At 53.6% G+C, this 23182-nt stretch carries 40 protein-coding genes; 17 read left to right on the top strand and 23 right to left on the bottom strand.

Going from position 1 to position 23182, the window contains the following annotated elements; translation table 11 throughout:
• Positions 1-13 precede the first annotated feature (13 nt).
• Entirely contained in the window at positions 14-361 is a 348-nt protein-coding gene (locus tag ACDO57_RS07335; protein ID WP_123652426.1) for a Rap1a/Tai family immunity protein, read from the top strand.
• On the opposite strand, the gene ACDO57_RS07340 is transcribed toward ACDO57_RS07335, so the two are convergent.
• The 18 genes from ACDO57_RS07340 to ACDO57_RS07425 all read right to left on the bottom strand — a co-directional run bounded on the left by ACDO57_RS07340 (position 362) and on the right by ACDO57_RS07425 (position 10743).
• On the bottom strand, positions 362-1354 hold the full coding sequence (locus tag ACDO57_RS07340) for a phage minor head protein (RefSeq protein ID WP_370884116.1): 993 nt from the start codon (positions 1352-1354) through the stop codon (positions 362-364). It lies immediately after the preceding gene.
• Positions 1290-2741, bottom strand: a complete 1452-nt coding sequence (locus ACDO57_RS07345; RefSeq protein WP_370883777.1) for a DUF1073 domain-containing protein — start codon at positions 2739-2741, stop codon at positions 1290-1292. The genes ACDO57_RS07340 and ACDO57_RS07345 overlap by 65 nt, the downstream gene beginning before the upstream one ends.
• An 11-nt stretch (positions 2742-2752) precedes the next feature.
• Entirely contained in the window at positions 2753-4225 is a 1473-nt protein-coding gene (locus tag ACDO57_RS07350) for a DNA-packaging protein (RefSeq protein WP_370883778.1), read from the bottom strand.
• A complete protein-coding gene (locus ACDO57_RS07355) occupies positions 4212-4691 on the bottom strand; it encodes a DUF2280 domain-containing protein (protein ID WP_022651005.1) in 480 nt (159 codons plus the stop codon). Before ACDO57_RS07355 ends, ACDO57_RS07350 begins: the two co-directional genes overlap by 14 nt.
• Positions 4692-4723: 32 nt before the next feature.
• Positions 4724-5362 carry a putative metallopeptidase gene (locus ACDO57_RS07360; RefSeq protein WP_370883779.1) on the bottom strand — a complete coding sequence of 213 codons (639 nt, stop codon included), beginning with the start codon at positions 5360-5362 and terminating at the stop codon, positions 4724-4726.
• A 359-nt stretch (positions 5363-5721) separates the two neighbouring features.
• Entirely contained in the window at positions 5722-5934 is a 213-nt protein-coding gene (locus ACDO57_RS07365; protein ID WP_047633496.1) for a hypothetical protein, read from the bottom strand.
• Positions 5935-6007: 73 nt separating this feature from the next.
• Positions 6008-6199, bottom strand: coding sequence for a hypothetical protein (locus ACDO57_RS07370; protein ID WP_370883780.1), 192 nt, complete (start codon positions 6197-6199; stop codon positions 6008-6010).
• A gap of 112 nt (positions 6200-6311) precedes the next feature.
• The gene (locus ACDO57_RS07375; RefSeq protein WP_001064344.1) at positions 6312-6836 is read right to left on the bottom strand and encodes a Rha family transcriptional regulator; all 525 of its coding nucleotides are present in this window, start codon (positions 6834-6836) and stop codon (positions 6312-6314) included.
• Positions 6837-7027: 191 nt separating this feature from the next.
• The gene (locus ACDO57_RS07380) at positions 7028-7282 is read right to left on the bottom strand and encodes a hypothetical protein (RefSeq protein WP_232945923.1); all 255 of its coding nucleotides are present in this window, start codon (positions 7280-7282) and stop codon (positions 7028-7030) included.
• Positions 7170-7559 carry a DUF2570 domain-containing protein gene (locus tag ACDO57_RS07385; protein WP_370883781.1) on the bottom strand — a complete coding sequence of 130 codons (390 nt, stop codon included), beginning with the start codon at positions 7557-7559 and terminating at the stop codon, positions 7170-7172. Before ACDO57_RS07385 ends, ACDO57_RS07380 begins: the two co-directional genes overlap by 113 nt.
• Entirely contained in the window at positions 7556-8008 is a 453-nt protein-coding gene (locus tag ACDO57_RS07390) for a lysozyme (protein WP_370884117.1), read from the bottom strand. Before ACDO57_RS07390 ends, ACDO57_RS07385 begins: the two co-directional genes overlap by 4 nt.
• A 55-nt stretch (positions 8009-8063) precedes the next feature.
• Complete coding sequence (locus ACDO57_RS07395) at positions 8064-8384, bottom strand: hypothetical protein (protein ID WP_370883782.1); 321 nt, start codon at positions 8382-8384, stop codon at positions 8064-8066.
• A gap of 292 nt (positions 8385-8676) precedes the next feature.
• A complete protein-coding gene (locus ACDO57_RS07400; RefSeq protein WP_370883783.1) occupies positions 8677-9366 on the bottom strand; it encodes a bacteriophage antitermination protein Q in 690 nt (229 codons plus the stop codon).
• On the bottom strand, positions 9363-9479 hold the full coding sequence (locus tag ACDO57_RS07405) for a hypothetical protein (protein WP_114003015.1): 117 nt from the start codon (positions 9477-9479) through the stop codon (positions 9363-9365). The genes ACDO57_RS07400 and ACDO57_RS07405 overlap by 4 nt, the downstream gene beginning before the upstream one ends.
• A complete protein-coding gene (rusA, locus tag ACDO57_RS07410) occupies positions 9476-9838 on the bottom strand; it encodes a crossover junction endodeoxyribonuclease RusA (RefSeq protein WP_032680713.1) in 363 nt (120 codons plus the stop codon). Before rusA ends, ACDO57_RS07405 begins: the two co-directional genes overlap by 4 nt.
• Entirely contained in the window at positions 9835-10125 is a 291-nt protein-coding gene (locus ACDO57_RS07415) for a DUF1364 domain-containing protein (RefSeq protein WP_370883784.1), read from the bottom strand. Before ACDO57_RS07415 ends, rusA begins: the two co-directional genes overlap by 4 nt.
• Positions 10118-10288, bottom strand: a complete 171-nt coding sequence (locus ACDO57_RS07420; protein ID WP_063139436.1) for a NinE family protein — start codon at positions 10286-10288, stop codon at positions 10118-10120. Before ACDO57_RS07420 ends, ACDO57_RS07415 begins: the two co-directional genes overlap by 8 nt.
• On the bottom strand, positions 10288-10743 hold the full coding sequence (locus ACDO57_RS07425; RefSeq protein WP_032104836.1) for a YbcN family protein: 456 nt from the start codon (positions 10741-10743) through the stop codon (positions 10288-10290). The genes ACDO57_RS07420 and ACDO57_RS07425 overlap by 1 nt, the downstream gene beginning before the upstream one ends.
• A 264-nt stretch (positions 10744-11007) precedes the next feature.
• Between ACDO57_RS07425 and ACDO57_RS07430 the strand changes: the two genes are divergently transcribed.
• Together ACDO57_RS07430 and ACDO57_RS07435 are read left to right on the top strand one after the other, a co-directional pair.
• Positions 11008-11385: a hypothetical protein gene (locus ACDO57_RS07430; RefSeq protein WP_262746316.1), complete on the top strand. Its 378-nt coding sequence runs from the start codon at positions 11008-11010 to the stop codon at positions 11383-11385.
• Positions 11382-11810 carry a hypothetical protein gene (locus tag ACDO57_RS07435; protein ID WP_370883785.1) on the top strand — a complete coding sequence of 143 codons (429 nt, stop codon included), beginning with the start codon at positions 11382-11384 and terminating at the stop codon, positions 11808-11810. The genes ACDO57_RS07430 and ACDO57_RS07435 overlap by 4 nt, the downstream gene beginning before the upstream one ends.
• 105 nt (positions 11811-11915) lie before the next feature.
• Here ACDO57_RS07435 and ACDO57_RS07440 read toward each other — a convergent pair whose 3' ends face one another.
• The 4 genes from ACDO57_RS07440 to ACDO57_RS07455 form a co-directional block, all read right to left on the bottom strand.
• Positions 11916-12605, bottom strand: coding sequence for a replication protein P (locus ACDO57_RS07440; protein WP_370883786.1), 690 nt, complete (start codon positions 12603-12605; stop codon positions 11916-11918).
• Positions 12602-13510 (bottom strand): replication protein, encoded by a 909-nt coding sequence (locus ACDO57_RS07445; RefSeq protein WP_370883787.1) that lies wholly within the window; start codon positions 13508-13510, stop codon positions 12602-12604. The genes ACDO57_RS07440 and ACDO57_RS07445 overlap by 4 nt, the downstream gene beginning before the upstream one ends.
• 85 nt (positions 13511-13595) lie before the next feature.
• A complete protein-coding gene (locus ACDO57_RS07450) occupies positions 13596-14138 on the bottom strand; it encodes a toxin YdaT domain-containing protein (RefSeq protein WP_063618561.1) in 543 nt (180 codons plus the stop codon).
• Between the two features lie 29 nt (positions 14139-14167).
• Complete coding sequence (locus ACDO57_RS07455) at positions 14168-14395, bottom strand: helix-turn-helix domain-containing protein (RefSeq protein ID WP_040117293.1); 228 nt, start codon at positions 14393-14395, stop codon at positions 14168-14170.
• Positions 14396-14506: 111 nt separating this feature from the next.
• Here ACDO57_RS07455 and ACDO57_RS07460 point away from each other — a divergent pair, with 111 nt between their 5' ends.
• From ACDO57_RS07460 to ACDO57_RS07525, 14 genes are all read left to right on the top strand, one after another.
• Complete coding sequence (locus tag ACDO57_RS07460; RefSeq protein ID WP_032645000.1) at positions 14507-15211, top strand: helix-turn-helix transcriptional regulator; 705 nt, start codon at positions 14507-14509, stop codon at positions 15209-15211.
• 37 nt (positions 15212-15248) lie between these two features.
• The gene (locus ACDO57_RS07465) at positions 15249-15734 is read left to right on the top strand and encodes a lipoprotein (protein ID WP_149603850.1); all 486 of its coding nucleotides are present in this window, start codon (positions 15249-15251) and stop codon (positions 15732-15734) included.
• A gap of 634 nt (positions 15735-16368) precedes the next feature.
• Positions 16369-16566, top strand: a complete 198-nt coding sequence (locus ACDO57_RS07470) for a DUF1482 family protein (protein ID WP_063863283.1) — start codon at positions 16369-16371, stop codon at positions 16564-16566.
• Positions 16567-16636: 70 nt separating this feature from the next.
• A complete protein-coding gene (locus ACDO57_RS07475) occupies positions 16637-17608 on the top strand; it encodes a hypothetical protein (RefSeq protein WP_370883788.1) in 972 nt (323 codons plus the stop codon).
• Between the two features lie 7 nt (positions 17609-17615).
• A complete protein-coding gene (gene gamL, locus ACDO57_RS07480; protein ID WP_370883789.1) occupies positions 17616-17900 on the top strand; it encodes a host nuclease inhibitor GamL in 285 nt (94 codons plus the stop codon).
• Positions 17901-17918: 18 nt separating this feature from the next.
• Positions 17919-18764 carry a phage recombination protein Bet gene (gene bet / locus ACDO57_RS07485; RefSeq protein ID WP_370883790.1) on the top strand — a complete coding sequence of 282 codons (846 nt, stop codon included), beginning with the start codon at positions 17919-17921 and terminating at the stop codon, positions 18762-18764.
• Positions 18761-18967 carry a winged helix-turn-helix transcriptional regulator gene (locus ACDO57_RS07490; protein WP_024189106.1) on the top strand — a complete coding sequence of 69 codons (207 nt, stop codon included), beginning with the start codon at positions 18761-18763 and terminating at the stop codon, positions 18965-18967. Before bet ends, ACDO57_RS07490 begins: the two co-directional genes overlap by 4 nt.
• The gene (locus ACDO57_RS07495; protein WP_370883791.1) at positions 18964-19644 is read left to right on the top strand and encodes a lambda exonuclease family protein; all 681 of its coding nucleotides are present in this window, start codon (positions 18964-18966) and stop codon (positions 19642-19644) included. The genes ACDO57_RS07490 and ACDO57_RS07495 overlap by 4 nt, the downstream gene beginning before the upstream one ends.
• Entirely contained in the window at positions 19641-20069 is a 429-nt protein-coding gene (locus ACDO57_RS07500) for a regulator (RefSeq protein ID WP_370883792.1), read from the top strand. Before ACDO57_RS07495 ends, ACDO57_RS07500 begins: the two co-directional genes overlap by 4 nt.
• Complete coding sequence (locus ACDO57_RS07505; RefSeq protein WP_370883793.1) at positions 20066-20218, top strand: DUF1317 family protein; 153 nt, start codon at positions 20066-20068, stop codon at positions 20216-20218. The genes ACDO57_RS07500 and ACDO57_RS07505 overlap by 4 nt, the downstream gene beginning before the upstream one ends.
• Positions 20215-21276 (top strand): DGQHR domain-containing protein, encoded by a 1062-nt coding sequence (locus tag ACDO57_RS07510; protein WP_370883794.1) that lies wholly within the window; start codon positions 20215-20217, stop codon positions 21274-21276. The genes ACDO57_RS07505 and ACDO57_RS07510 overlap by 4 nt, the downstream gene beginning before the upstream one ends.
• Positions 21277-21278: 2 nt before the next feature.
• Complete coding sequence (locus ACDO57_RS07515) at positions 21279-21743, top strand: hypothetical protein (RefSeq protein ID WP_370883795.1); 465 nt, start codon at positions 21279-21281, stop codon at positions 21741-21743.
• A complete protein-coding gene (locus ACDO57_RS07520) occupies positions 21740-22291 on the top strand; it encodes a phage N-6-adenine-methyltransferase (protein ID WP_370883796.1) in 552 nt (183 codons plus the stop codon). The genes ACDO57_RS07515 and ACDO57_RS07520 overlap by 4 nt, the downstream gene beginning before the upstream one ends.
• Positions 22292-22409: 118 nt before the next feature.
• Positions 22410-22628 carry a TraR/DksA C4-type zinc finger protein gene (locus ACDO57_RS07525; RefSeq protein WP_213729867.1) on the top strand — a complete coding sequence of 73 codons (219 nt, stop codon included), beginning with the start codon at positions 22410-22412 and terminating at the stop codon, positions 22626-22628.
• Position 22629: 1 nt separating this feature from the next.
• On the opposite strand, the gene ACDO57_RS07530 is transcribed toward ACDO57_RS07525, so the two are convergent.
• Complete coding sequence (locus ACDO57_RS07530; protein WP_370883797.1) at positions 22630-23121, bottom strand: hypothetical protein; 492 nt, start codon at positions 23119-23121, stop codon at positions 22630-22632.
• Positions 23122-23182 lie beyond the last annotated feature (61 nt).

Below are 23182 nucleotides of genomic sequence, written 5' to 3' on the forward strand. Positions count from 1 at the left end.
AGGGAGATTTAAAATGTTAAAGTTCACAGCGTTAGCTATTTCCGCACTGATGTCTTCTGGAGCCCTGGCTGACTATTACGGAGGTGACGATATCGCTAAATGGAGTGACGCTCTTATGCGTGTCAAAGCTAACACAGCAGAAGCCACTGACTTTGCTGACGTTGGCAAACTCAGGGGCCTTTCTATTGGCGTTCACGATGTCTTTGAGGGCTCCTCCGTATGTTCACCCAACAACGCGACTAACGGGCAAATTGTCGATACCGTGGTCTTGTACGTGAGAAATCACCCTGAAAGACGTGCCGAAAACGCTTCCAAACTTGCATATGAGGCGCTTTCCTCAGCTTATCCATGCAGAAAATAACTAAGCAGCCAACTTCCATTGCTTGCGCTCTTTCTTCAGCTTGTCCGCCAGCCCCTCATTGAAGATGCTCCCATCGTCGTTGAGCAGCACCGGAATCTGACTGCAGTAGCAGTTGTACCGGTTGCCGTTCTCGGCGTAGAAGTCTCGCACTTCTTCGGTGGTATAGACCTTGCCGTGACGGCTGGCGTGCCAGGTTCGCGTCGTTGGCTTGAGCGCTGACAGCCACAGCAGACCGGTATTCAGTCCCAGGCGGTCAGCTGCCCAGTCGGTTTCGTTCCATTGCGCCTGCCGAAGCGCGCCTACCTGCTCGGTCTGGGCGATGGTCTTGGCCTTCGACATCGACACATCGAGGCGCTTGCTGATTACGCTGGCCGTCTCGCGAGGATTCACCCCGCGCGCTACAGCATCGGTGATGATGTTGGTCAGGTCGCCGCGGGCGGTGTCGCTGATAACCTTCCAGTCACTAAACGTTGTCAGCCTGGCAGCCGCCACCTGATTAAGGTGACCGGGACTGCTTAAGAGCTGCTGTAGCGTCGTCTGGCTGGCGTACACCTGCGACTGCTGCGATAGGTTGTTGAATGCCTCCAGCGTTCCACGCCGTGCCTCTGCCGCTACGTAATCCATCGCCCAGAGGTTTTGCTCGCCACCTTCCAGCAGGTAATCGTCTAGAATGCCCTGCACTGCCTCAAGCAGGTCAGCCAGTTCCTGCGCAGACATGTCGTAGACAAACTTGCCGGCGTTCACCTGGTAGAGCCGCATATCCTCGCCGTGGTCGTGGCACAGGAAGTGCCAGTTATGGCTGTTGGTTTCACGCTCTCGTCCGGTCATGCGCTGGTCGAACAGGGCTTTCAGTGCCACCTTTATCGCGTAATACCTTTCATCAATATCGCGCTCCATCTTGCTGACTGACTTGCGCGACATTGTGGGGTCAACTTTCGACCGTGGTATCACCGGACTTTTCGGCTTCTGACTGAGAGTCGGCCAGAGGATCAGGTTTTGGTTTGTTGCCATCAGGCGGAACCTCATCATCAAGCTCAGGTAGTGGTTGCAGTTCACCAGCTGCGCGGATCTCGTTCTCTTCGATAGCCGAACGGCCAAACGCGTTTGTCGACTTAACGGCCACGTCCGCGAGTTTGTCCATGTTGGCAATCTTCTCTGCCTGGCTCGGCGCCAGCAGATCAGACCAGCCTACGGTGATTTCTTCATTCTGAGCCGGTGGAATAATGCCAAGCGTCCAGAATCGCGAAACCACGTCGGTGATTACGTCGGTCAGGAAGCCTTTCCGGCGGCTCATCCTGGTGCGCCCCCAACCTTTGGCGTCCTCAGTGCTGGCGCGCTCACCCGTCTGCATCCCAACGAGCTCTTTCACAGGGATAGGAACGGTCGCGCAGAACTCGCTCAGCGCGGTACGCCATGTCGGCTCTGGGTCAGCTGCTGCCACACTCAACACCTCGGCAGTACCAGCCTGCATAAAACTGGCGCTGTCGGTGCTGTCGTTAAGGCGACGGACCTGCTGATCAAGTGCTTCAGCAAGTTGCCCCTCAGCAACGCCAAGGGCTTTGGCAAGTGCGGAGAAGTTCGTCTTCTCACTGAACGAGTAATTGAGCTGGCGACTGGCGTTCTTCAGGAATCCCTCGGAAGCCCCACCGCTAACCTTCTCGATGTCCAGCAGCTTGTTAAACCCAGCCTCAAGGAGAGACTTGCCTGACGTCATCACACCATCATCAGAGCCCTCGGCCAGGATAATTACGCGATCCGGGTGGACGTTGATGATTCGGCCCGGGCGAGCGTCGAAGTTTCCGTCAACCGGCAACTCTGTGAACGAGTACATTGTCACTTCACCGAACGTTTCACTGTCCGGATTATCGTCCCAGGTAACAGGGTCGATTTGAGCTTCCCACGCAGGAATTAACTTAACGAGTGCCTTTTCCTGAAGCCTTCCCACAATGGTGGTGTCAACAGGTTCGGACCACTTCTTGCTGTCTTTAATCTGAAGAAGGATCGCAGAGTAACGCCCAACCAGGTTGCGGCGATCTGCGCCTTTAATCTGCTCCCAGCAGCGCTTCAGTAGTTTGTTGACACGCTTATCCCACGCCGTTTGTTTCGATGCGTCCTTTGTCTGGTCGCCTTCGTAAACATCCGGGTAGTCTTCCCAGCAGCCGTCGAGCATGCGCGTCACGGCTGCACCAGCAACAGCATTACGCCGGTACGCCCGGTAGAAGTCATCAAACGTGAGGTGCAGTGGGTAGCCGAACTCCTGATAGAGCCGCTGGCGTTTGGTATTACTGGTGCCGTTAAACAGCATTGAGAGGTTTTTATTACGCTCCCTCTCAACACTGGAGTTACTGGCGCGCTGTTGTTTCATTTCGCTTTCGGTCACGATGTCCTCCGTCAGCGCGATCGCACCAACATGCCAATGGATTGTGGTTCTGATAGTTCGGTTAATGCATAAACCGCAGCATCAAGGCGGTCAGGTGATTTTTTCGCAGTGGATGGCACGTATTCCATGAACTGATTTTCGACCTCGTAGAGACTGCCGCGGTGAGCGACGCGCCCCTGTGCGTAAAGCGCGGAAATGGGCTCTGCACGTGCGTATTTACCCTTACTGGCGTGCACGCGGATGATGCGGCCGCCGAACCCGGCATTACGCAGCGTATCTTCCGCCATATCGCCGCCTTGGTTGGTTTCGATGACGATCGCATCAGCTTCGTGCTGCTCGTAGGCCTCAATGGCTTTGGTAGCCCAGCCGTTAGGCGAATACTTCCCGCTGTAATCCGCATCGAGGCTGTACTGTCTTTCATCGCCGGAACCATAAACACTGGCGACGGCAATCCCTGATTCGTCACTCTCTTCGCTGTTGGTGGCCTGCGGGTCGATTGCCACTACCGTACGGGACAATTCCAGCGTGATCCGCATCGCATGTGCGGCGCTGATCATCTCCTCGTTCCACAGTGCTCCCTCCGCATTGAAGCGTTTAGGGTTCTGCATGTACTGGGCTTCGGCTGTGCGCCGGTGAGAAAACAGCGATACACGGTGCGATTCGTTATGCTTAAAAGGCCACAGCCAGCCATCAGGCAAGCCGTGGTCAATCGGGATAGCGTGGGTGTTTTCCGGGTAAGTTTCTTCGTAACTGCGGCTGCTATCGATAATCACCGGCAGATTCAGGTGATGCCATTTCTCACCACTCCCGCCACGCAGCAGATAGCCGCTCAGGTCGTGGTAGTGAATGCGCTGCATGATGACAATCATCGGCGTCGTCTCGATCGCCAGTCGTGATTTGATTGTCTCGTTAAAGCGGTTGTTTACCCCGTCGCGGACGATCTCTGAGTAAGCGTCATCTGGCTTAACCGGGTCATCGATAATCAGCGCGCCCTGCCAGCCTGGCTCCATGTGTCCGGCACGAAAGCCGGTAACCTGCCCGGCAGCTGACGACGCATAAACGCCGCCGCCTTGCTCAGTCCACCACATGGCCTTGCTGTCCGCGTCATCGCGCAGCGCCATCGGCCACATCGACTGGTAGGCCTGCGACTTAATCATGCCGCGCGCGGTTGATGAGTTAAGCAGCGCCAGGTTATGCGAATAGGACAGGTGCATGAAACGGGCCCGGCAGTTCAGCGCCAGCCCTCGGCCCATCATATTGATGGTCGCCAGCTCCGTTTTCGTGTATCCAGGCGGAACGTTGATGATCAGGCGTTGAATCTCACCATCAATGACGCGGTCCAGCGTTTGCTGAATCACCTTGTGGTGAGGAGCGACTATCATCTTTCCGCCGGTGCGCTGCTTGAAGAAGTATCGAGCGTAATAGAGACCGTCCTCTTCGCATTCAACCTTTCGGGCAAACGCCCTTTGCTCAGCAGTCGTCATCCTCCATCATCTCCTGCCGTGCGGATTTGTATTCCTCTTTGCTCATGGTGATCGTCTGGATGGCGCCACCATTCGGGCCGGAATGTTCAAACTTGTGCTTATTGGTGTAGGCATCGCCGCATTCCTTCGCCGCCTGCTCGATGATCTCTGCCGTAAGCGCGAGGTTCTTCATGCCCTCGGCGCGCGTTGCCATGCGGTCGAGAACTCGAAGGCGGTACGCCTTGTTGGCGATCGGAATATCGGAAATTTCATTCTGGAAGCGCTCGCGGGTAGCATTGAACATGTCCACCCATTTCTGCGCCAGCCCCCTGCCGTTTGCTTTCGTCGGGTCGTGTGATTCGACCTGCTGACGCGTGATGCTCAGGCCAAATTCTTTTTTGACCAACTCAACCACCTGGGATGGGGTATCGAAGCAGGCAAGAGACTGAACGATGAAGGCTTTGACCTCACCTTTCAGTGTCGCCATGGATTACCTGCCTGTCATAATCAGTCATATTGTTAGGCCAGCTTTAACATGCACGTCCCGCATGACCTGGCTATATCGATGTGAGCCACTTCTGCTGGCGCATTGGCCGCATCAACGAGCTCCTGTACTTCTTTGCTGGCACCGTATCGACGTACGACACCAGTGAATTCTTCAACGTCGTGGCCGCGCAGTGTGAGGACTGGCTGCCCGGTCTCTTTGTTGAACTTAGGCGCGCCGAAATCATCGGTGGCCTGGGCAATGTGGTAAAGCTCATGCTCTACCAGAGCGCAGAACTCGAGGTCACTGCATTGTGAACAGTAGTCGGCCGCCAGCGTGATGATGAACTTCGGGATGCGCCCGAACCATTCATGCATCTGCTGTTCCATTCTGGCTTTCTGCCAACCACCTGCCCGGAGCATCACCTGCTCGGCCTGACCGAGGACTAAGCGCCCCTTCTTAGGGAATGAGTCAGACGCCCACATAAAGCAGAGATCAGCCTTAAGCAGGTGCTCGTGGTCAGGGTTATGGATGGTCCCGGTATCGCTCAGGATTTGGCGGTTTATCCACTCATGCACTTCGTTAGCAGGGATCAGCCTGGTGTATGGCTGCCAGCTCTCGGAGTTAATGAAGTTAACTGGCGGATATGGCCTGCGCTCGTTATCGTTAGTCATGGGTTATTCCAGCAGCGCCAAATGATGTTTTTTATTAACTTGTCCGATGTGATAAACCGGATTTAGGCCGTAGAATTCCTAACCATTTATTTTCAGGAATCACGACATGGAGAAGGCGATCGTAGTTAATCGACAGGTGCTAACCTCTCGTCCCCAGGCTGTGTTGATGGTTCATAGCTTGAACGGATATACAGTTTGCGTTATTCCTGCCGCTTTCTCTCTGGTTGTCGGACAGGAACTGTACAGGCCAGAGCATCACCGCGGGGTCTGGAGAGTATCAGGGAGCAATGATCTATTCCCTGCAAATGTCACTGGATCAATGACACTTGATGAGGCGCAGCGCGCTTTCAATCAAATACTTAGTCAGTAGTGTTTTCAATATCTGTCTGTTCTGCCGGCACTGGCGTGAAATGCACACGCTTAACGTCGGCAGGAGCGAAATACAGCCACTCGCCCGTTTCCGTCGCCAGCGGCACAAAGCCGTTTACCAGCTCAGGCTGACGTCGTGACATCTTGCCCGTGAAGGTTTCGCCTGTTTGGGTGGTTAGCGTGATTTGGTAGATGTCGGACATTGAGAGCCTCTTTATCCGCTTGTAGGGTTATCAAGTTTTATGGCAATAAAAAACCGCCCGAAGGCGGTTGGTTTCATACTTTTGGAAGAGGCATCCAGCGCTTGACTTCAAACTGAGAGTGTCCAACAGCCCCAACAAAGCCAAAAATTGCATGCTTAGGCTCACCAAAAGGATCAAAACAGCCAACAGCAATACCTTTGTCAGTATCTAAAATTACCATCTCAAAGCCTTTTGGCTTTTGGTCTTCAACATTGATCCATTCCATAAATATCTCCTCATTTAGTGTGGAGATATGAAGATATCAGCGGATTAAAATTTAACAAAATTTGTAATGCATTATCGAAGCCCCTCAGTGAAGGGCTCCTGTAATACCGCGATCAGCCAATAAGTAATTCCGGCTGCGTTACCTGCATGATGTGCTCATGCTCGAGCTCCAGAACGCGCTTCTCTTTCTTCCGCTCGTTCATCAAACGGCTTCCGATCGTGCCTTTCAGCTTTGAGCGCGTTTCTTTGATGGCGTAGCGATGTTGCATTTCTTCGCCCATCGCCATGCGTCGGTTTAGCTGCTCGGCCATCCAGTTAAAGGCGGCGATGTATTGCTCTTTAATCGCGGTCGCCGTTTTTCCGGTGAAACCCATTACAAGCATCATCCAGCCATCTTTCGTGATGTTGTACATCAGGCGCATTTCGCCTTTCTTATCGAGGTATTCAACGGGCTCAAAATTGAGCCGGTTAAAATCAGGGGAGCAATCTGACTCCAGCCGCTTGATAGTGCGAAGAACGTTTTTATGCGCCTTGCCGAAATAGCGGGCGATCTTCATGGACGTCGTGATGACCTTTCCGTTAGATGGCAAAACCATTTCGCGGAAGTCGAAGGCCGGAATAACTGACGGATTATTCATAGCGTTTTCCTTACATGTGAGATGAACCTTTGCCGAATTGAAACGCCAGCCCACCGAAGGCTCGCCAGCACTAAACTGACGTCTCCAAAGGCTCATTTCACAGGTTAGGGTTCGGTGTGTGTTTGCTTATGCTCTGCCGATTCGGTCGGCAGTTCTTAGTGCGGGTTGTCATCGAATATTAAAAAGCCCCGCTATTGCGAGGCTCGTTTCTTCTCTGCTTCCCGGATGTCGGCCTTGTCGCGGTTGCACTGCCCCAGAGCAGAAAGCAGGTTGACGTTAAGGTCCAGGCTTTGGCCCCATGACATCGGATCTGGGATTGCGGGATAAGGCGTCTCAGCTGTCAGGTTTACCGGGATCGGCACCACCGGCACCTTTATGTAGACCGTTCGCGTATTGTTGCAACCGCTTAACTGCGCCATCAGGAACAGGGCGACGAGCACAGTCATCGTTCGCAACAGCAACCTTGATATCTGCCGAGGCTCCCGATGCGTCCAGTGCGATCTGCTCTTTTGCATGCTGATTGGCCTCGGATATGGTGTTGAAGATGGTCATGGTGGTCAGGACGTTAGAGGTCACTGACTCAGCGGCGTTAATCTGCTGCTCTGCGGTTTCCGCTCGCGTCTGCTGCTTACTGGCGGCGTTGTGGTAGTGCATGGCCAGCCAGCCAAGACAGACAATCAGGCACGCCACAACCGCGGTGATGATGGCGGTAAGGCGGCTCATTTCACACCATCCAGGCAGAGCGCCTTTTCTTTCCCGGCGCGAGTAACCAGACCGGGCAGAACCTTGCCACCTCCCCATACCCAGCGAGGGAACTGGTTGCATGCCGCCGTGATATCTCCACTTCTGAGGAGAGAGAACATCGTGGAGGTGCGCATGTTTCCGCAGCCAGCACGAAACGTTACCGATACAGCTGCAGAGAAAGTATCGTCAGATAACTTTCGGCCATTCCCATAGCGGTTAACGCAGGATTCAGCATCAAGGATGTTGCGCTCCCACTCGGCTGCGATCTGCTGGTCAGACTTAACGGTGCCGGGCTTCACGCCATGCGTGTTCCCCATACCGTCAGTCAGCACACCTGCCGGGCAGACATACGGATCACGTCGGCAAGATTCAGCGTTGCCGATTAACTCCAGCCCGCGCTCGTTTGTTCTGACGTGGCCCGCATTCATCACAATGGCGATGATCGTTCCGACGGAGCAGACAATACCCGCCGCGCCGCTTTTCTTACTCAGTTTCAACTGGGCCACCGGAAATTCTCCGCATTGCCTCCGTAACTACCTCGGCGGCGGCCGGGCGATAGGAGTGGGGTTTTTTGCCTACGTCAGATAAGTAGTTTTCCAGCAGCTGGGTACGTTTCCTTTCCTCAGCCATACGCTCACGCTCTTCTTTCCGTTTTGCGTAATAGGTTTTTATCGTGAAGAACGCGGATATAAGCGCGCCGATAATAAACACGTAATCCTGCAGGCTAAGCAAAGAGAACAGGCCCAAGGCCGCCGACCACCAGTACGGCAGATCGTGTCCATTTGTTGGGTTCATACGTTGCATTCCACACCTCCGGCTCCGGGGTGCTGTGTCGTAGTAAGAGAAAGGCCGTCAGACACGATAGCTACGGGGCATCTGGAATTGATTGTCTGCGGCCTGAATAAAAAACCCGGCGACAGGCCGGGAAGATGAGGGTAAGGCAATGTCGGCTTTCTGGCCGAATGGTCCCAGGCAGTGGGTTCTGTGTGCGGCGTACCGCAAATAAAAAAGCCCCGCACAATGGCGAGGCTCTTAATTTTTTGTCGACCTACGAAACTATGGCGACTATATCAGATTTACATGAAATATATGCGTTTCAATCCAGTTTTGCAAGACTTGAGTCTAAATTTGTCGCCTTTTGTTGTGAACGTGATCGCGTAACCTGCAATAAAGCCCCGCTATCCAGGCGCAGGAAGATGCGGCGCATCTCAACCCAGCGGTCCGTAAACGTCTCTGACCAGTTCTTTGGTGTTACGCCCACCAGCGAAGCCAGTGCCTGGTATTCGTATATCTCCCTACCTGCCAGCTCCGCTTTGACATCCTGCGCCGCCAGCCAGATCAGCTTCTTCAGGCGCTCTATCGTCTTGCCGGCCACCTTCTTCGCGCCGAGCTGCTCCCGGAACTCTGCCCACGCCCACTGGGTGATCGCTACATGGTACTCGAACCGGATGTTCTCGCTGTAGTTCCAGAGCAGCCACGCTTTTTGGTGGTCTTCAAGCGACAGGACGGCGCGGCGCCACGATGCGGTCACGAACTCAACCGGCCCCACCAGCGCGATTGATGATCCCTTGGCGCGGGACTGGCTGCCGCTCATCGGCGGACCGTCCGGGTTGACCATGCGCTGCTTATCTTTGTCGAATACCTTTTTCCGGCCCCGACTGCGCGCCGTCGCGGTGAATTGCGCGTTTTCGGCGAAAGCTACCAGCTGCCCTTTCGTCGCCCCGCTCAGATCTGCGGTCGCCACAATGAGCTGCTGACGTACGTATTCCAGTTGCTGACTGTTCATGCGGCTTCCTTCTGTGGCTGGTTGGTTTTGGTCTGGCTGTGCTTTGCTACTGGCGGCAGGCTGGCACGCTTAACGCTTTCGGCCTGATACCGCAGGAAGTCTGTGTGGTTCATTCGGCCTCCAGTTCGGTGATGGTCAGTTCAAGCCTGCCGCCTTTGACGATTGGCATCCTCTTCACGCTGTAGTAGTCGACCTGCTGGTCATCGAGCCAGAACCCGGATTTCGTCAGGGCGTCGAACGCGGCCTTTTGCAGATTGTCCAGGTCGCGGCGGCGGCGATCCGGCATATGGCACTCAATGCGTATTTTCACGGGTGTAGCCAGGCCGATATCCAGCATTGAGTCTTTGATGATTCTGGCGACACTGTCGCGGTACGCCTGCCCCTCTGTACTGATGTGCGTGCGTCCGCGGTTATGCCGGTAGTAGCGGTTGTTGCTCGGCGGCCACGGGAGGCTGATGCGGTATTCATTCATGCTTTTACGAGCCCCTCTTTAAGCCAGATGACCTGCGTGCGAGCCATACCTTCCAGCGCGCACTCTTTTGCATATTCCGCATCGACCAGGCGTGTTCGGCGATCAATCTCGTCGTGGCAGCTGCTGCATGCGATGGTGCCGATCAGGTCAGGCGGCTTGATTCCAGTCCCGCAGAGACCAGCAAGACGAATGTGAGCCAGCACTGAGGTTTCAGGATTTCCGTTGCATACGCCGGGGATCCGCACCTGACATTCGCGGCCGCGTGCCGCTTTGCATAAATCAGCCATGCGCCCTCCGTGCCGCGAGACGCAGCCATTTCTGATCCACCAGGCGGGCGGTGTAATCTTTAAAGGTCGGTATGTCGGACGGCTTAACCGCAGGCTTGCGCTGTCGGCGCGCCGGAACGCGGAAGATTTCATTGGTGATGACGCGGGAAAGTGGAGTAGACATCAGGCCTCCTGCTTATCGCGCAGCTGCTGGTACTCGCAGCTTTGCGGAATGGTCAGGTGGCAGCCGATATTCATCGCCCAGGCTTCGACTTTGCACAGGAAGATGTACATCTCGCCGGTTTCCAGCTCTGACGTATGGCGGAGGGATTGGACCGTGGTTACCTCGCCGGACACGACGTCTACTCGGTCTTTGCTCTCATAGCCGAGATAGGTGTGCTTCATCGCGTCCTTGACCCACTCAGGCGTAGCGAATGTCTTACCGCGGGCGATGAGGTATTCGCTGATTTCCGTGTACCACATGTGGCTGAGAGCGTTCTGCGACAGGCTGCGCTTCTCTCGCCATGGCTTAACCTGAAGGCGGAAACATTGCCCGGCATCCAGTAATGGCTGAATCTGCTGGCCGATGGCCGCGAAGTTACCGCGATGGAGTTTGATGCCGTCTACTGGCAGAGTCATACGGCCTCCTTAATGGAAACCGCAGAATGGAGGAAATCGCAGGTGCATTTCTGCATCTGTGACAAGGCGATGAGTTCAGATTGTGGTCGCATTTAAGTCCCCTTAAATGCGCAGAAGTCATCGAAGTTGTTCAGGCTCCGATGAGAGGATTATGGCGGATTGATTACGATAAATCAAAACTAACTTGAAGCCAAAACAGTGATCTTCACATTAAAAACCTTGTATACTTTCACCTAATCACAGCCAGAACTATGGATCTAACCAATGACCAACAAAGAAAACAAAGATAAATATATTAACAAGTTCAAGAAAGAGCTTTCAAAATATATACAGCCAACTGCTGGAGTGGACATTCAATTATTTAACTCTAAGGATGGAGGTGGTGTAATTAAAGCCACTTTGAATAGAAGTGGAAAAAGAAAATCATCTACTGCAGGTAATTTTACTAAATTGGGCGAGGCAATTACCTCGAGTGGCCAGAGGGTTTTTGGTGGTGATCTATCAAATGTAAATTTTTACGGAACAAATACGATTTTCGATGGTGATACAATATTTTTAATTAAATCGCCTGATTCAGAGGAATGGTCATCACAAAAAGCTTCCAAAGACGTAGAGGGTATCGTATTTGGAGGAAAAAAATGATTAACATTACTACTAAGGATGGCACTCAAGTCAGTGGTGAAGTAAGAGACCTAGTAATTCTCCTTGAAACTGATGGAAAAACGGTGTCTGATTATTTGCAGCCAATCCCTCCCAAAAAAGATACACACTGGAGCATGATTTTCATTCCGGTAGCAATCTATATACTACTTAATCTTGTATACATTATTGCTCACCCTTTGTTGCCTGAAAAATATCTAAAAACATCAACATCTATATTCCTTTTCATTTCCTTCATATTAAGTGCAATAGTAGCATATTTTGTTTTCCATAAGCATAAATCTGCCACTCTATCCATATTCAGTTTAGTGTTCCTAGTGTTAATTGTAGGTGCTAACGTAGGGTTTATCAGCTACAGCGACCTTACACAAAAAGCGACACAAAAATTAGATAGTTTGTCTAAATAATGATGTAGCCATGCGAGGTATGCATGGCTTCATATCTACCATCCATTTAAAATTGACTAAGATCTATACCCCTAAATATTATTCTTTATCATCTTCTTTAACACATCACACCATCCCGTTCAACTTGTTGCGGTTATACTTCGCCTGAAGCAGCTGGATCGGCGTCGGACCGTGATCGGCTGCCGGTGCTGCAATTGCCCGGCGTACCGGCGGCACTGGCTTACCCTCGGTGACGCGCTTCTCCCACATATCCAGCAGATCACCCGCCTCGCGTGCCAGCTCACCGTGCGTTAACTGGCGCTCGGTGCTGCGGTGGCGCAGTTCTACGCAGATGTGGTACATGACCGGCTGCGACCAGGGGAACTGTTCACTGGAAGTGAATTCAAACGAACGGTTACGCCAGTCCCAGTATTCGGCAATCACCTGGTCAACGTTGACGCCCAGCACCCCGCCGCTCTGTTTGCACCAGGCGACGAACTGGCCCGGCGAAGGCAGGAATGGGCGCTCCTGGCGGCGGGCAATGCGCATACCTGCATCGACTTGCGCCATTGAGTGGATCCCGTTCTCCTGAAACGCCAGCAACCATTGACGGCGGAATTCGTTCAGGTCGTCCTGGCTGCGGAAGTTCGCCATACTGGCCGGGAAAGCGGCGCGCAGCTCGTTGAACAGCTTGTTGAATACCTGAGCTACCTGCTCGACAGGCGCACGCTCCTGGTACTGCTCTGGCAGGTTATGGGCCATGCGGCTCATCTGCTCACGGTCATGGTTACGCATCTGCTCTGCAAGAGATTTCATCGCATCACCTCATAGGCCCAGTCAGTGTTGTTGAAGTCCAGATCCGGCTTGCCGCCTCGCTGCTCACCACCAGCGCTGCGCTGCATCGTCAGCTTGTCCCACTGCTTACGCAGGCTTTCCGGGCTCAGGATGTTGGTCTGCCAGAAGTGGTGTTTGCTTGCCCAGTCGTACAGCGCGCAGATGTCCTGGTGCGACCGGTTGTCTATCTGGCGCATCAGGCGAACGGTGTTAGACCAGGAGGTCATATCAGGGGCTTTGCAGGTTGGGTTAATCAGTTTCACCCTGGCAGATATCCGCTGGGCGGTTTTTAGGTCTTCAGCAGAGCCCCACTTCGCACCGGATGGTGTGTAAATCGCAGCTTCAGGATGAGCTGATAAAAATCTCTTCAGACGTGCGTCAGAGGATTCGCCAGAATTCTCGGACGAAGATCTTTTAATACTGTTCTTGTTCTTGTATTGGGTGTCTACCGTTTTCGGGAAGGTTATTCCTGATTTCGGGAAGGATTTTCCCGTTTTCGGGAATTTTCTTCCCGTTTCCGGTTTGTCCAAAATCCAGGCTGTAAGGTCAGTATTTACACCGACGATTTTCATCATTCCCTGCTTCTGAGAGAAGATGATTTTGCGTTCTGCGAGTGACTTAAGCGCGTCGGAAACATGGGTATCACTCAGGCCCGTAAGCTCAGCAATGACCGTATTTGTCACGCGGTCCTGTTTCTTGTTCCAGCCGTAGGTAAGCCAGATCACCGCCTCAAAACATTGCCATTCCCGGCCTGACAGTCTCAGGCGAGGCTTAAGCTGTTGGATCTCGTTAGCGACCTTGGTATACCCGTTCGACAGGTCGGCCATACGACCTCCCGGTTGTTCGGTTTTGTTTGGGAAATTGATAATTTCAGCGGTGTTTGACATACTTACTCCTGCAAAGAGTCCAAACGATTTGCACCAGAAAGCTGTTGGTGTTCGAGCACCGCAGCTTTCGCCATTTCTGTAGTTCTCACATAACCCCCAACATCGAAGTGACCATGGCCATCAGCGGCGCGGTCAGGTCCGGGTCGACACGGAACATCTCTACAATCCCCTCACTGAGTTCCTTGAGCTTCTGGTGACGCGGGGCGTTCATCGCAACGGCCACTTTCGCCTCGCTCGTTTCCTTCTCAAGTCGAGCTAAGCGGGACATGAAACTGTCCTCCGGAAGAAGTCGATGGCGGTACTCCAGAGGCAGAACGGCCATGATTGCGGGCGTCAGCTGGCGCACGTTCTCGCGGTACTGTTCGGAGTCGAAACGGTTATCCAGAAAGCGAAACAGTTTCTGGCGCGCCCGGCTGATGTCTTCCGGGAAGCTTATGGCGGTCCCGCCCTGCTCCCGGTATTCGTTGATGATCAGCGCTGACACCACGTCTTGATTGTCCAGCGCCGAAGACCATGCCCGGACCGCATCGCGGATCTTTTCGTGGTCTGGCACCGCTTTAGCTTGAGCGCGGTTTATCATCGCTCCAGGGTGTATTCCGGTATTGTGCTGATACGCAAGTGAATGCATTGCTTTCCCTTTCGTGGTTAGGGCCGCCGTTAAGCGGCTGTGTTATTCGCCCCAAGCAGCTGGGCGAGATCTGGACGGATATCTGCTGGTTTGAGCTTGCCGTTAGTAGCATTGACAATCTTCATTACGTAGCGGGCATCGATGCCGCCACCGTGCAACCAGCGCCATACCGTCGGCTGCGCCACACCGCAAAGGTCGGCTAATTTCTTCTGGCTACCAGCGATATCAATGGCACGCTGGATGGTTTTGTTCGTCATATTCCAATTCCTATGAGTATTGGTGTGAATTGATAATAGCAATGCGTATTGGTTTAGGCAATAGCTAAACGTGTTTTGACCATCAATACGCAAGCGTATAAATTTAAACTCATGAAAAAAGAAACTCTTGCAGAACGCCTGAATCAGGCGATGGAACTATCAGGCATGTCTCAGGGCGCCCTGGCTAAGGCGTCTGGCGTTGCTCAGCCCACCATCTGGCGGCTGACCAGTGGCAATGCCCGCGGCTCAACTAAAATCGTTGAGATTGCCAACGCGCTTGGCGTTCGCTCTGAGTGGCTTTCAACCGGAGTTGGCCCGATGCGTGACGATGGTCAAATGCCCGCAATTTCTCAGCCAAAAACCGAGCCGGGACCTACTGACACTTTCCGCATTGTAGCGCTAGACTTTTACGTAAGCGCTGGACCAGGAGCCATCAACAGCGAGTTTGTAGAAGTGCTACGATCCGTGGAATATTCAGTCGAAGATGCCCGCCGGATGTTCAACGGCAGGAAGGCGGAGCAGATCAGAATCATCAATGTTCGCGGTGACAGCATGTCCGGGACCATCGAGCCAGGCGACTTACTATTCGTCGACATCAGCGTCCAGCACTTTGATGGCGATGGGATTTACGCCTTCATCTACGACGACACCTCGCACGTTAAACGCCTCCAAAAGATGAAAGATAAGCTTCTGGTCATTTCAGATAACCAGACTTACCGTCCATGGGATCCGATTGAAAAAGAAGAAATGAACAGGATACTGGTGTTCGGTAAAGTGATTGGCAGCATGCCTCAAACATACAGAAAACACGGTTAAAATTTTTGCCTAACGGCTTTTCACAGCAAGGATTATCATGAAAAAGTTGGTTATTGCAGCGACAGCAGTTGCGCTTCTCTCTGGGTGCATGTCCATTCCTAAACCAGTAAACCTCCCGCCGTTCCCACAGGCCGAGTATGACAAGTTGAAGCTTGATGGATCAGAGAAACTGACTGGTCAGGCATTCCTCAAGACAATGGGCGGAGACGTAAAAGTAGCGGCCGGCAGCCAGGTGATCCTGATGCCAAAAACCTCTTATACCGATTTCCAGTTCACCACCTGCATGGGGCTGACCCGCTGCGACAAAGAAGATATGCGCGCTGCGAAGTATGAGAAAGTCACCATTGCTGATGCCCAGGGTAAGTTTGAGTTCGATAACATTGCCCCTGGCGAATATTACGTTCAAACCACCGTTACCTGGATGCGTCCATCCACTTACGGGTTGGTGACTGAAGGCGGCGCGCTGATGTCACCTGCGTCAGTAAAAGCAGGACAGAACAATACAGTTATGGTAACCCGCTAAATTTCTCAGTTCAGAAGAACCCAGCCTTAGCGCTGGGTTTTTTATTGCCTGCAGCTAGCCCTCCCATCACAGCAATCCCCATCCCACTTAAAACACGATCCGAATCTCATTCACTCGAAAAAATATCAAAATAAATTCCTTTAGCTATCAACGCATTAATAGCAATTGCTATTATTTAATATCAATACGTATTGCTATAAACAATACTCATCGCTATTATCAACTCATCGAAACGAAACATCGACAGCTGAGCGAAGTTAACCAGCGGCGAAGTGGAGATTCGGTCAGTCGAACGGCGCGACAGTAAACCATGCGTCGGACGCCCGGCGGGCTCAGGGAGAGCGGCAATGGTGCGTAATCAAACGACTTTCATACCTCAGTCACTTCACCGAGGCGGCTTAGTTATGAAAACCGGCGGCCATCCACCGCCCATTGAAACACTGAATAAATGCGCAGAAGTCTTGTATTAACCGTTCCGTTCGCCGCGATAAGGCCAAGAGGAAATCATGGTAAACCAGCAGCAGATCAGAGAGGCCCAACGGCTCGCGTCGTTCGCGGTACTCCATCGCAATGCTCCGGCGTGGGAAGAAGCAAAGCGCCTTTACGCCGTCGCCATCGGGAGGACTCTTCACTGATGGAAACTTTATTCGCACTCGTCCTGACCGTGGCAATGACCAACGGTGATTATCAGGACGTTATTCTCGGTGTTTACGACAGCCCGCAGGAATGCAGCCAAGCAGCTACAGAGCAGAAAGTGTCAGCTGAGTGCTGGCCGGTAGAAAGCATCCTCCGCAACGGCGAGTTCCCGGCGAAATCCATCGCGCAACAGTAACCACACTATTCAACCGATCGGCCTGGCATTACGCGGGCGGGATCTGCACATCCAAATTTCAGGAGAAACCATGAGCGAAGTTACGGACTTAACTGTCATCGAAATCAAGCCGGAGCAGGCACCAGTGCTTTACGTAGCGGGCGGCCTTGATGCTTACCTCGAGCAAATTCGCAAGGCAGTAAACGAAGTGCCTGACCTGTCCACGAAGAAAGGCCGTGATCGTGTCGCATCTCTGGCGGCGCAGGTGTCCCGCAGTAAGACGGCAATCGAAAAGCCGGGCCGTGAATACCTGAAGCGACTGAAAGAGGCTGTGCGTCCGGCTGAGGCCGAGATTAAGCGATTCGTTGATGCCTGCGACGAGCTACGCGATGCGACCCGCCGTCCACTCACCGAATGGGAAGCCGAGCAGGAACGCATTAAGGCTGAAGAAGCCATGAACGCGCTGCACGCCGAAGCGCTGGAGATGAACGAAGAGTTTGACCTCCAGCGTGCCGCGCAGATCGAAGCAGACCACGAAATGGCTCTGCTGATGAACAAGGATTTCGACCGTGACCGCGAAGAGCAGCGCCGCCTGGCGGAACAGGCTCAACGCGAGCACGAAGAGCGCATCAAGCAGGAAGCGGCAGAGCAAGCCCGCCGCGATGCCGAAGCGAAGCACAAAGCGGAGATTGAAGCCGCGGCGCGCCGTGAAGCTGAAGAGAAAGCACGTGCAGAACTGGCTGAACGCCAGCGCATCGAAGCGGAACAGCGTGCGGCACGCGAGAAGCAGGAAGCAGAAGCCCGGGCAGAACGCGAAAAAGCCGAGGCAGTCGAAGCCGAGCGCCAGAAAGCAAAGCAGGCAGAAGAGAAGCGCCTTGCCGAAGAGAAGCGAATCGCCGATGAGCAGGCAAAACGTGAAGCTGACGTGAAGCACCGAAAAGCCGTCGGCACCAGCATCGTCAACGCACTCACCAGCCACACCAGCTTAACCCGCGAACAGGCTATCGAAGTGCTCACCGCACTGAAAGATGACCTGATCCCCTGCGCGAAAATTCATTACTGAGGCAACCATGAACGCATACCTCACTTACGACCGCATCGAAGATCGGCGCTGGGCTGAGCAGCAGCTCACCGACGAGAAAGAGAAGTGGATCGGCGACCGGGCTCGGGAAATCATCGACATGATGCCGAAAGAGCCGTCCGGCCTCTTCCACTTCTCAGTCCCGATTGACTCCAGCCCATATGAAGGACTGCGCAGCGATGACGCTGGCAAGGCCTACAACGATTTCATTTCGGCAGTTGCTTACGCCCAGGCGGAATACGACTGGGAACACCGTACCGGCTGCCCGTTTTAATTTTTGAGGGGATTAACGATGGCAAAAGAATTAACAATCACAGCGACGTCGCTTCAGGAGATAGGCGTCGACGTCTCCACCTGGAGCGCGCTGAAGAACAGCATCTATCCTGGCGCCAAAGACGAATCGGTAATGATGGCGCTTGACTACTGCCGAGCCCGCCAGCTGGATCCGTTGCTCAAACCAGTCCACCTCGTTCCGATGTACGTCAAAGACTCGAAAACAGGTAAAGGTGACTGGCGCGACGTGGTCATGCCGGGCATCGGGCTTTACCGCATTCAGGCAGACCGTTCTGGCGATTATGCCGGGGCCCGGGAGCCTGAGTTCGGCCCCGATGTAACTCAGACGCTTACTGGTGTCGAGGTGACCTTCCCTCAGTGGTGCAAATACACCGTCTACAAGCGCATGCCCAGCGGCGAGATCGTCGAGTTCAGCGCTAAAGAATACTGGATTGAAAACTACGCCACCGGCGGCCGCGACACTACGGCGCCGAACGCGATGTGGAAAAAGCGCCCTTACGGCCAGCTGGCGAAATGCGCAGAAGCCCAGGCGTTGCGTAAGGCATGGCCTGAGATTGGACAGCAGCCTACCGCCGAAGAAATGGAGGGCAAATCACTGGACGTAGATATCCGTGACGTCACGCCGCGCAGCACCACTGAAGCGCTTCCACCAGCAGCAAGCGAAGAAACGCTGCAGGCGATAACCGATCTCTTAACATCGCTGAATAAAGACTGGGAGCAAGACTTCCTCCCGGTGTGCAGCGACATCTTCAAACGGCCAATTCTTGAGGCGTCAGACCTCACTGAAGAAGAGGCACAGAAAGGGTTCAACTTCCTTCAGAAAAAAGCTAAGGCGGCAGCATGACACCATCCCTGCTTTCACTGTTGCGAAGCGGAAAGCACAGCATTCGCGACATGGCAAAGATTTTAGGCATTTCAAGGTCTCGCGTTTCATGGTTCATCGCCGAGCTTGAGCGGCGTAAATGGATAGAAGTCACCAGGTGCGCAATATGGTTTCACGATGGCACCCGTTCAAATAAGCAGAACGTATACAGGGTAAAACTATGACACCGGAAATTATCCAAGCTCGGACCGGCATTGACGTAACCACTATCCAACAGGGCGATGAGGCGTGGCACCGGCTGCGCCTCGGTGTCATTACTGCCTCAGAAGTACACAACGTCATATCCAAGCCAAGATCGGGGAAGAAGTGGACAGATATGAAAATGTCCTACCTCCACACGCTGCTCGCCGAGGTATGCACAGGCGTGGCGCCAGAGGTTAACGCTAAGGCGCTGGCCTGGGGTAAGCAGTACGAGGAAGACGCCCGCACCCTTTTCGAGTTCACAACTGATGTGAAAGTCACGGAGTCTCCGATCTTGTTCCGTGACGAGAGCATGCGCACTGCGTGCTCCCCTGACGGCCTTTGTAGTAACGATTTCGGCCTCGAATTGAAATGCCCGTTCACCTCCCGCGACTTCATGAAATTCCGCCTTGGCGGTTTCGAAGCCATCAAGTCTGCGTACATGGCCCAGGTGCAGTACAGCATGTGGGTGACCGGAAAAGACGCCTGGTTCTTTGCCAACTACGACCCGCGCATGAAACGCGAAGGCATTCACCACGTCGTCGTTGAGCGGGATCCTCAGTACATGTCCGATTTCAACGAAATGGTGCCGGATTTCATCGAGAAGATGGACGAGGCGCTGGCGGAAATCGGCTTCACGTTCGGGGAACAGTGGAAATGAAACGCACACCCTTCTATCGCCGGCCCGGGCGAACCGGGCAATTCTCTGGCCTCCGTGAGCGCGTTATCTGGATGATTCAGACGCGCGGCCGCCCGGTAACCGGCAGCGAAATCGCTGAGAAGTTTGGCGTATCGCTCATTGAGTTCAACCGGGTAGCCAACGGCATTACCCGCGGCACCGGACAGATAGCGCAGATAGTTGAGTCGGAGAAATGGCTCAACGAAGACGGTATCTGCGACAGGACATTCGACCTCGTCACGAAGCCGAAGGTTGTAACACCACAGGGTAAATCGCGGCTGTTCACCCGGCGCGCCATAGAGCAATCGCAGGAAGGCAGACGGCAGGAATGCATAGCGCGGGCCGCCCGCCGTCGCCGCCTGATTGCTCAGGGCCTCTACATCGACGAAATGGAGTCCATCCTATGACTCACGCTCACGACTACATCAGGGTTGGCACAGTGTGCCTCCCCTTCATTGGTAACGGCTGGCTAATGCCATGGGGTGAAGTGGTCAGCAATCCATTAAAGGCGCAGCGGCTAGCTGAGGAATATCGGGAAAGGCAGGAGGCGGCATGAGCAAAGTAGGCGATTATTTCTTCGAGTTTCCGGCGTCGCGCGGCACGCAGGGTGGCACGGTGACTTACATGATCACAGCCCCTGCCCGGGCGCTTACACGCATTCTTGCGTCTGATAATCACGGCAGCACACTCGAGCGATCGCAACGAGAAATCAATCAGGCTCGGGTGAAGAAGTTCTACCAGTACCTCGTCAATGCATACCAAAATAAAGAGCCCTTCATCATCCCGCCGCTGGTAGGCAACTGCGACGCGGATATTGAGTTTGAAGAGTTCGGCAATACGAATGTGGGCGTCGCACGCTTCCCTATGGATGCAGTGATCAAGCTGTTCGACGGCCAGCACCGCGCCGCCGGGTTAGCTGAGTTCTGCCGGACTTACGGAGAGCCAATCAGCATCCCGCTGATGCTGACGCATAACCTGCCGCTGAAGGCGCGCCAGCAGTTCTTCTCCGATATCAATAACAACGTCTCGAAACCTTCCGCTGCGATCAACATGGCCTATGACGGGCGTAATGATGTTGCCCAGGGGATGGTGACGTTCCTGTCTCAGCACGACACCTTCGCAGAGGTGACAGACTTCGAGCACAACGTCGTTCCGGCGAAAAGTAAGCTGTGGGTGAGCTTCAAGGCGCTTAGCGACGCGACGGCCAAGTTTGCCAACGCGGGCAGTAAGCCGCTGGAAATGGGCGACATCGAATCTATCTGGGAGGCCTGGTTGGCCCTGACGCAGATCGAGGCGATTCGCCACGGAACCAGCCAGGCAGACTACAAGCGCGACTACATTCAGTTCCACGCAGTGATGATTAACGCCTTCGGCTATGCCGTTCAGCGGCTGATGGCTGACCACTCAATCGTAGATATCGTCCAGATGATTGAGGAACTGGCGAGCAGTGCGGGCTCCTCTGAGATGGAAGACTTCTTCCTGATTTCGCGATGGGGTGGCGTCTGTGTGAATGCCGAAAAAGACCGTCCAACGATCATTGCCTCCGTTCCGGCGCAGAAATCGGCTGCTGAGCGGCTCGTCAAAGTTATCCTGGCGAAAAGCCTTGAGGAATAGTTATGACAATGCAGATGCACTCAATGCCCTGGCCTGAATCTCAGGCCATTTTTTTGTCCAAAACTTATCTGTACATGGATATGGATGAACTGTGCGCAACGTTACAGCGCACCAAAGCATCTATCCAGATGAAAGCCAGCAGCATGGGTCTTTACCGCTGCGGGAAATTAACCATCGACGATCTGCAGCTGATTGAAGCCCTGCTTGATGCCGGCCTTGAGCATGCGGTTATCGCCAGAAAGTTCGAACTCTCCGAGCCTCAGCTAATGAGGGTTCTGGAAACGGGAGCCTTTCATTGCGATATCTGCGGCACGTTCTCCGCGTCTATGCGTTCCTCTTACTGGAAATTCGACGGAGAGCCGCAAAGGACTTATAGCTGCTGTCCGGCGTGTTGCCGCGCGATGGTTGAAAGCTTTAACGCAGGAAACGACGGTCCGTTGCTGGCACGCAGACGGGAGGCGGCATGACTGATTACACCGGCAGCAACACGCCAGCGGATCAGCGCGACCTATGGCGCACTCCACCAGCGCTGTTCGCTTCCCTTGATGCTGAGTTCTGCTTCCAGCTGGATGCCGCAGCAGCGCCGCATAACGCGCTGTGCCGGAAGTTCATCACTGCCGAGCAGAACACGCTGGAAACGCCCTGGGCTGATTACCTGAGCATTCCCGGCTACGTCTGGCTGAACCCGCCATACAGCGATATCACACCGTTCGTTAAAAAGGCTGCAGCCGAGAGCGCCAATCAGATCGGCACGGTGATGCTGGTACCAGCAGACACTTCGGTTGGCTGGTTTAAGGAGGCTATCCAGACCGCCAGCGAGGTTCGCCTCATCACCGCCGGGCGGCTGGCATTTATCAACCCGGTCACCGGCAAGCCAGTATCGGGAAATAACAAAGGTTCGATGCTTATCATCTGGCGACCGTACCCGCGTACACACTGCCACTTCGCAACTGTGGACCGGGACGAGCTTATGGCTTTCGGAGCGAAACTTCTCGCCCGCAGGGAGGCCGCATGACGCCAGAAACAGACAACGCCAGTATCAAGGCACTAATAACCAGGTCGCTATCGCGGCCTTTTTTATTGCTGGCGTTCACCTTCAACCGTATTAACCGACAGTTCCGGGAGCATTGACAATGGCCGACATCATCGATACCGCAGCAGAGATTGAAGAGCTTCAGCGTAACGCTGCCCTTTCCGCTCACCGCATCGACCGTAATGCCGTGTCAGCTGAGCATTGCGCTGAATGCGGCGAGGATATCCCGGCGCCGCGTCGCGCTGCCGTTCCCGGCTGTCAGACGTGCGCTGAGTGCCAGAGTGTTATCGAATTGAGGAATAAGCAGAGGGGGATTTAATTCATTTACATGCTTTTGCATATAGCTCGTTGAAGGCTTTCAGCTGAGAACGAAACTCATCGACCAAAAAACCATCATCCGTTGCGTAAGCTATCGGTCGTCGTGAATACTTGAAGCCCAGCACTAAATGATATGGTTCGGCAGCAATAAAACGCGCGCCTATTTTTCGGCCTAGTTGTGTCTGGCCAGATATGATGCCGCAAACATATGGATGCCCTTCAGAGCTATGCGATGACATTTCTGTGAAAGTTACTGGCTTAGATGTATCTAAGTCACTGTCACAAAAACCAATCATCATTTTCCTTGCTTGCTCATCTTCAGGATTTTTGGCTAGTTGTTGTTTGAACACATCGCAGCCATCAGGATTCCCTGCCCCGCGCTTGAAGAATTCAATAACTGCAGGTTTTACATCTTCAAAATTGTATTGTTCTTGAGCATGACTACATTGGGCCAATGCTAAAAGCACAAACAGCAGCAAATGCTTTCTTTTCATGGATGTCGTTCCCTAAAATATAACTCCTAACATATCGGCAGATATTGGATTTACCCAACTA

The organism is Enterobacter cloacae complex sp. 2015409, assembly GCF_041365315.1.
In the GTDB taxonomy this organism is placed as follows: domain Bacteria; phylum Pseudomonadota; class Gammaproteobacteria; order Enterobacterales; family Enterobacteriaceae; genus Enterobacter; species Enterobacter pseudoroggenkampii.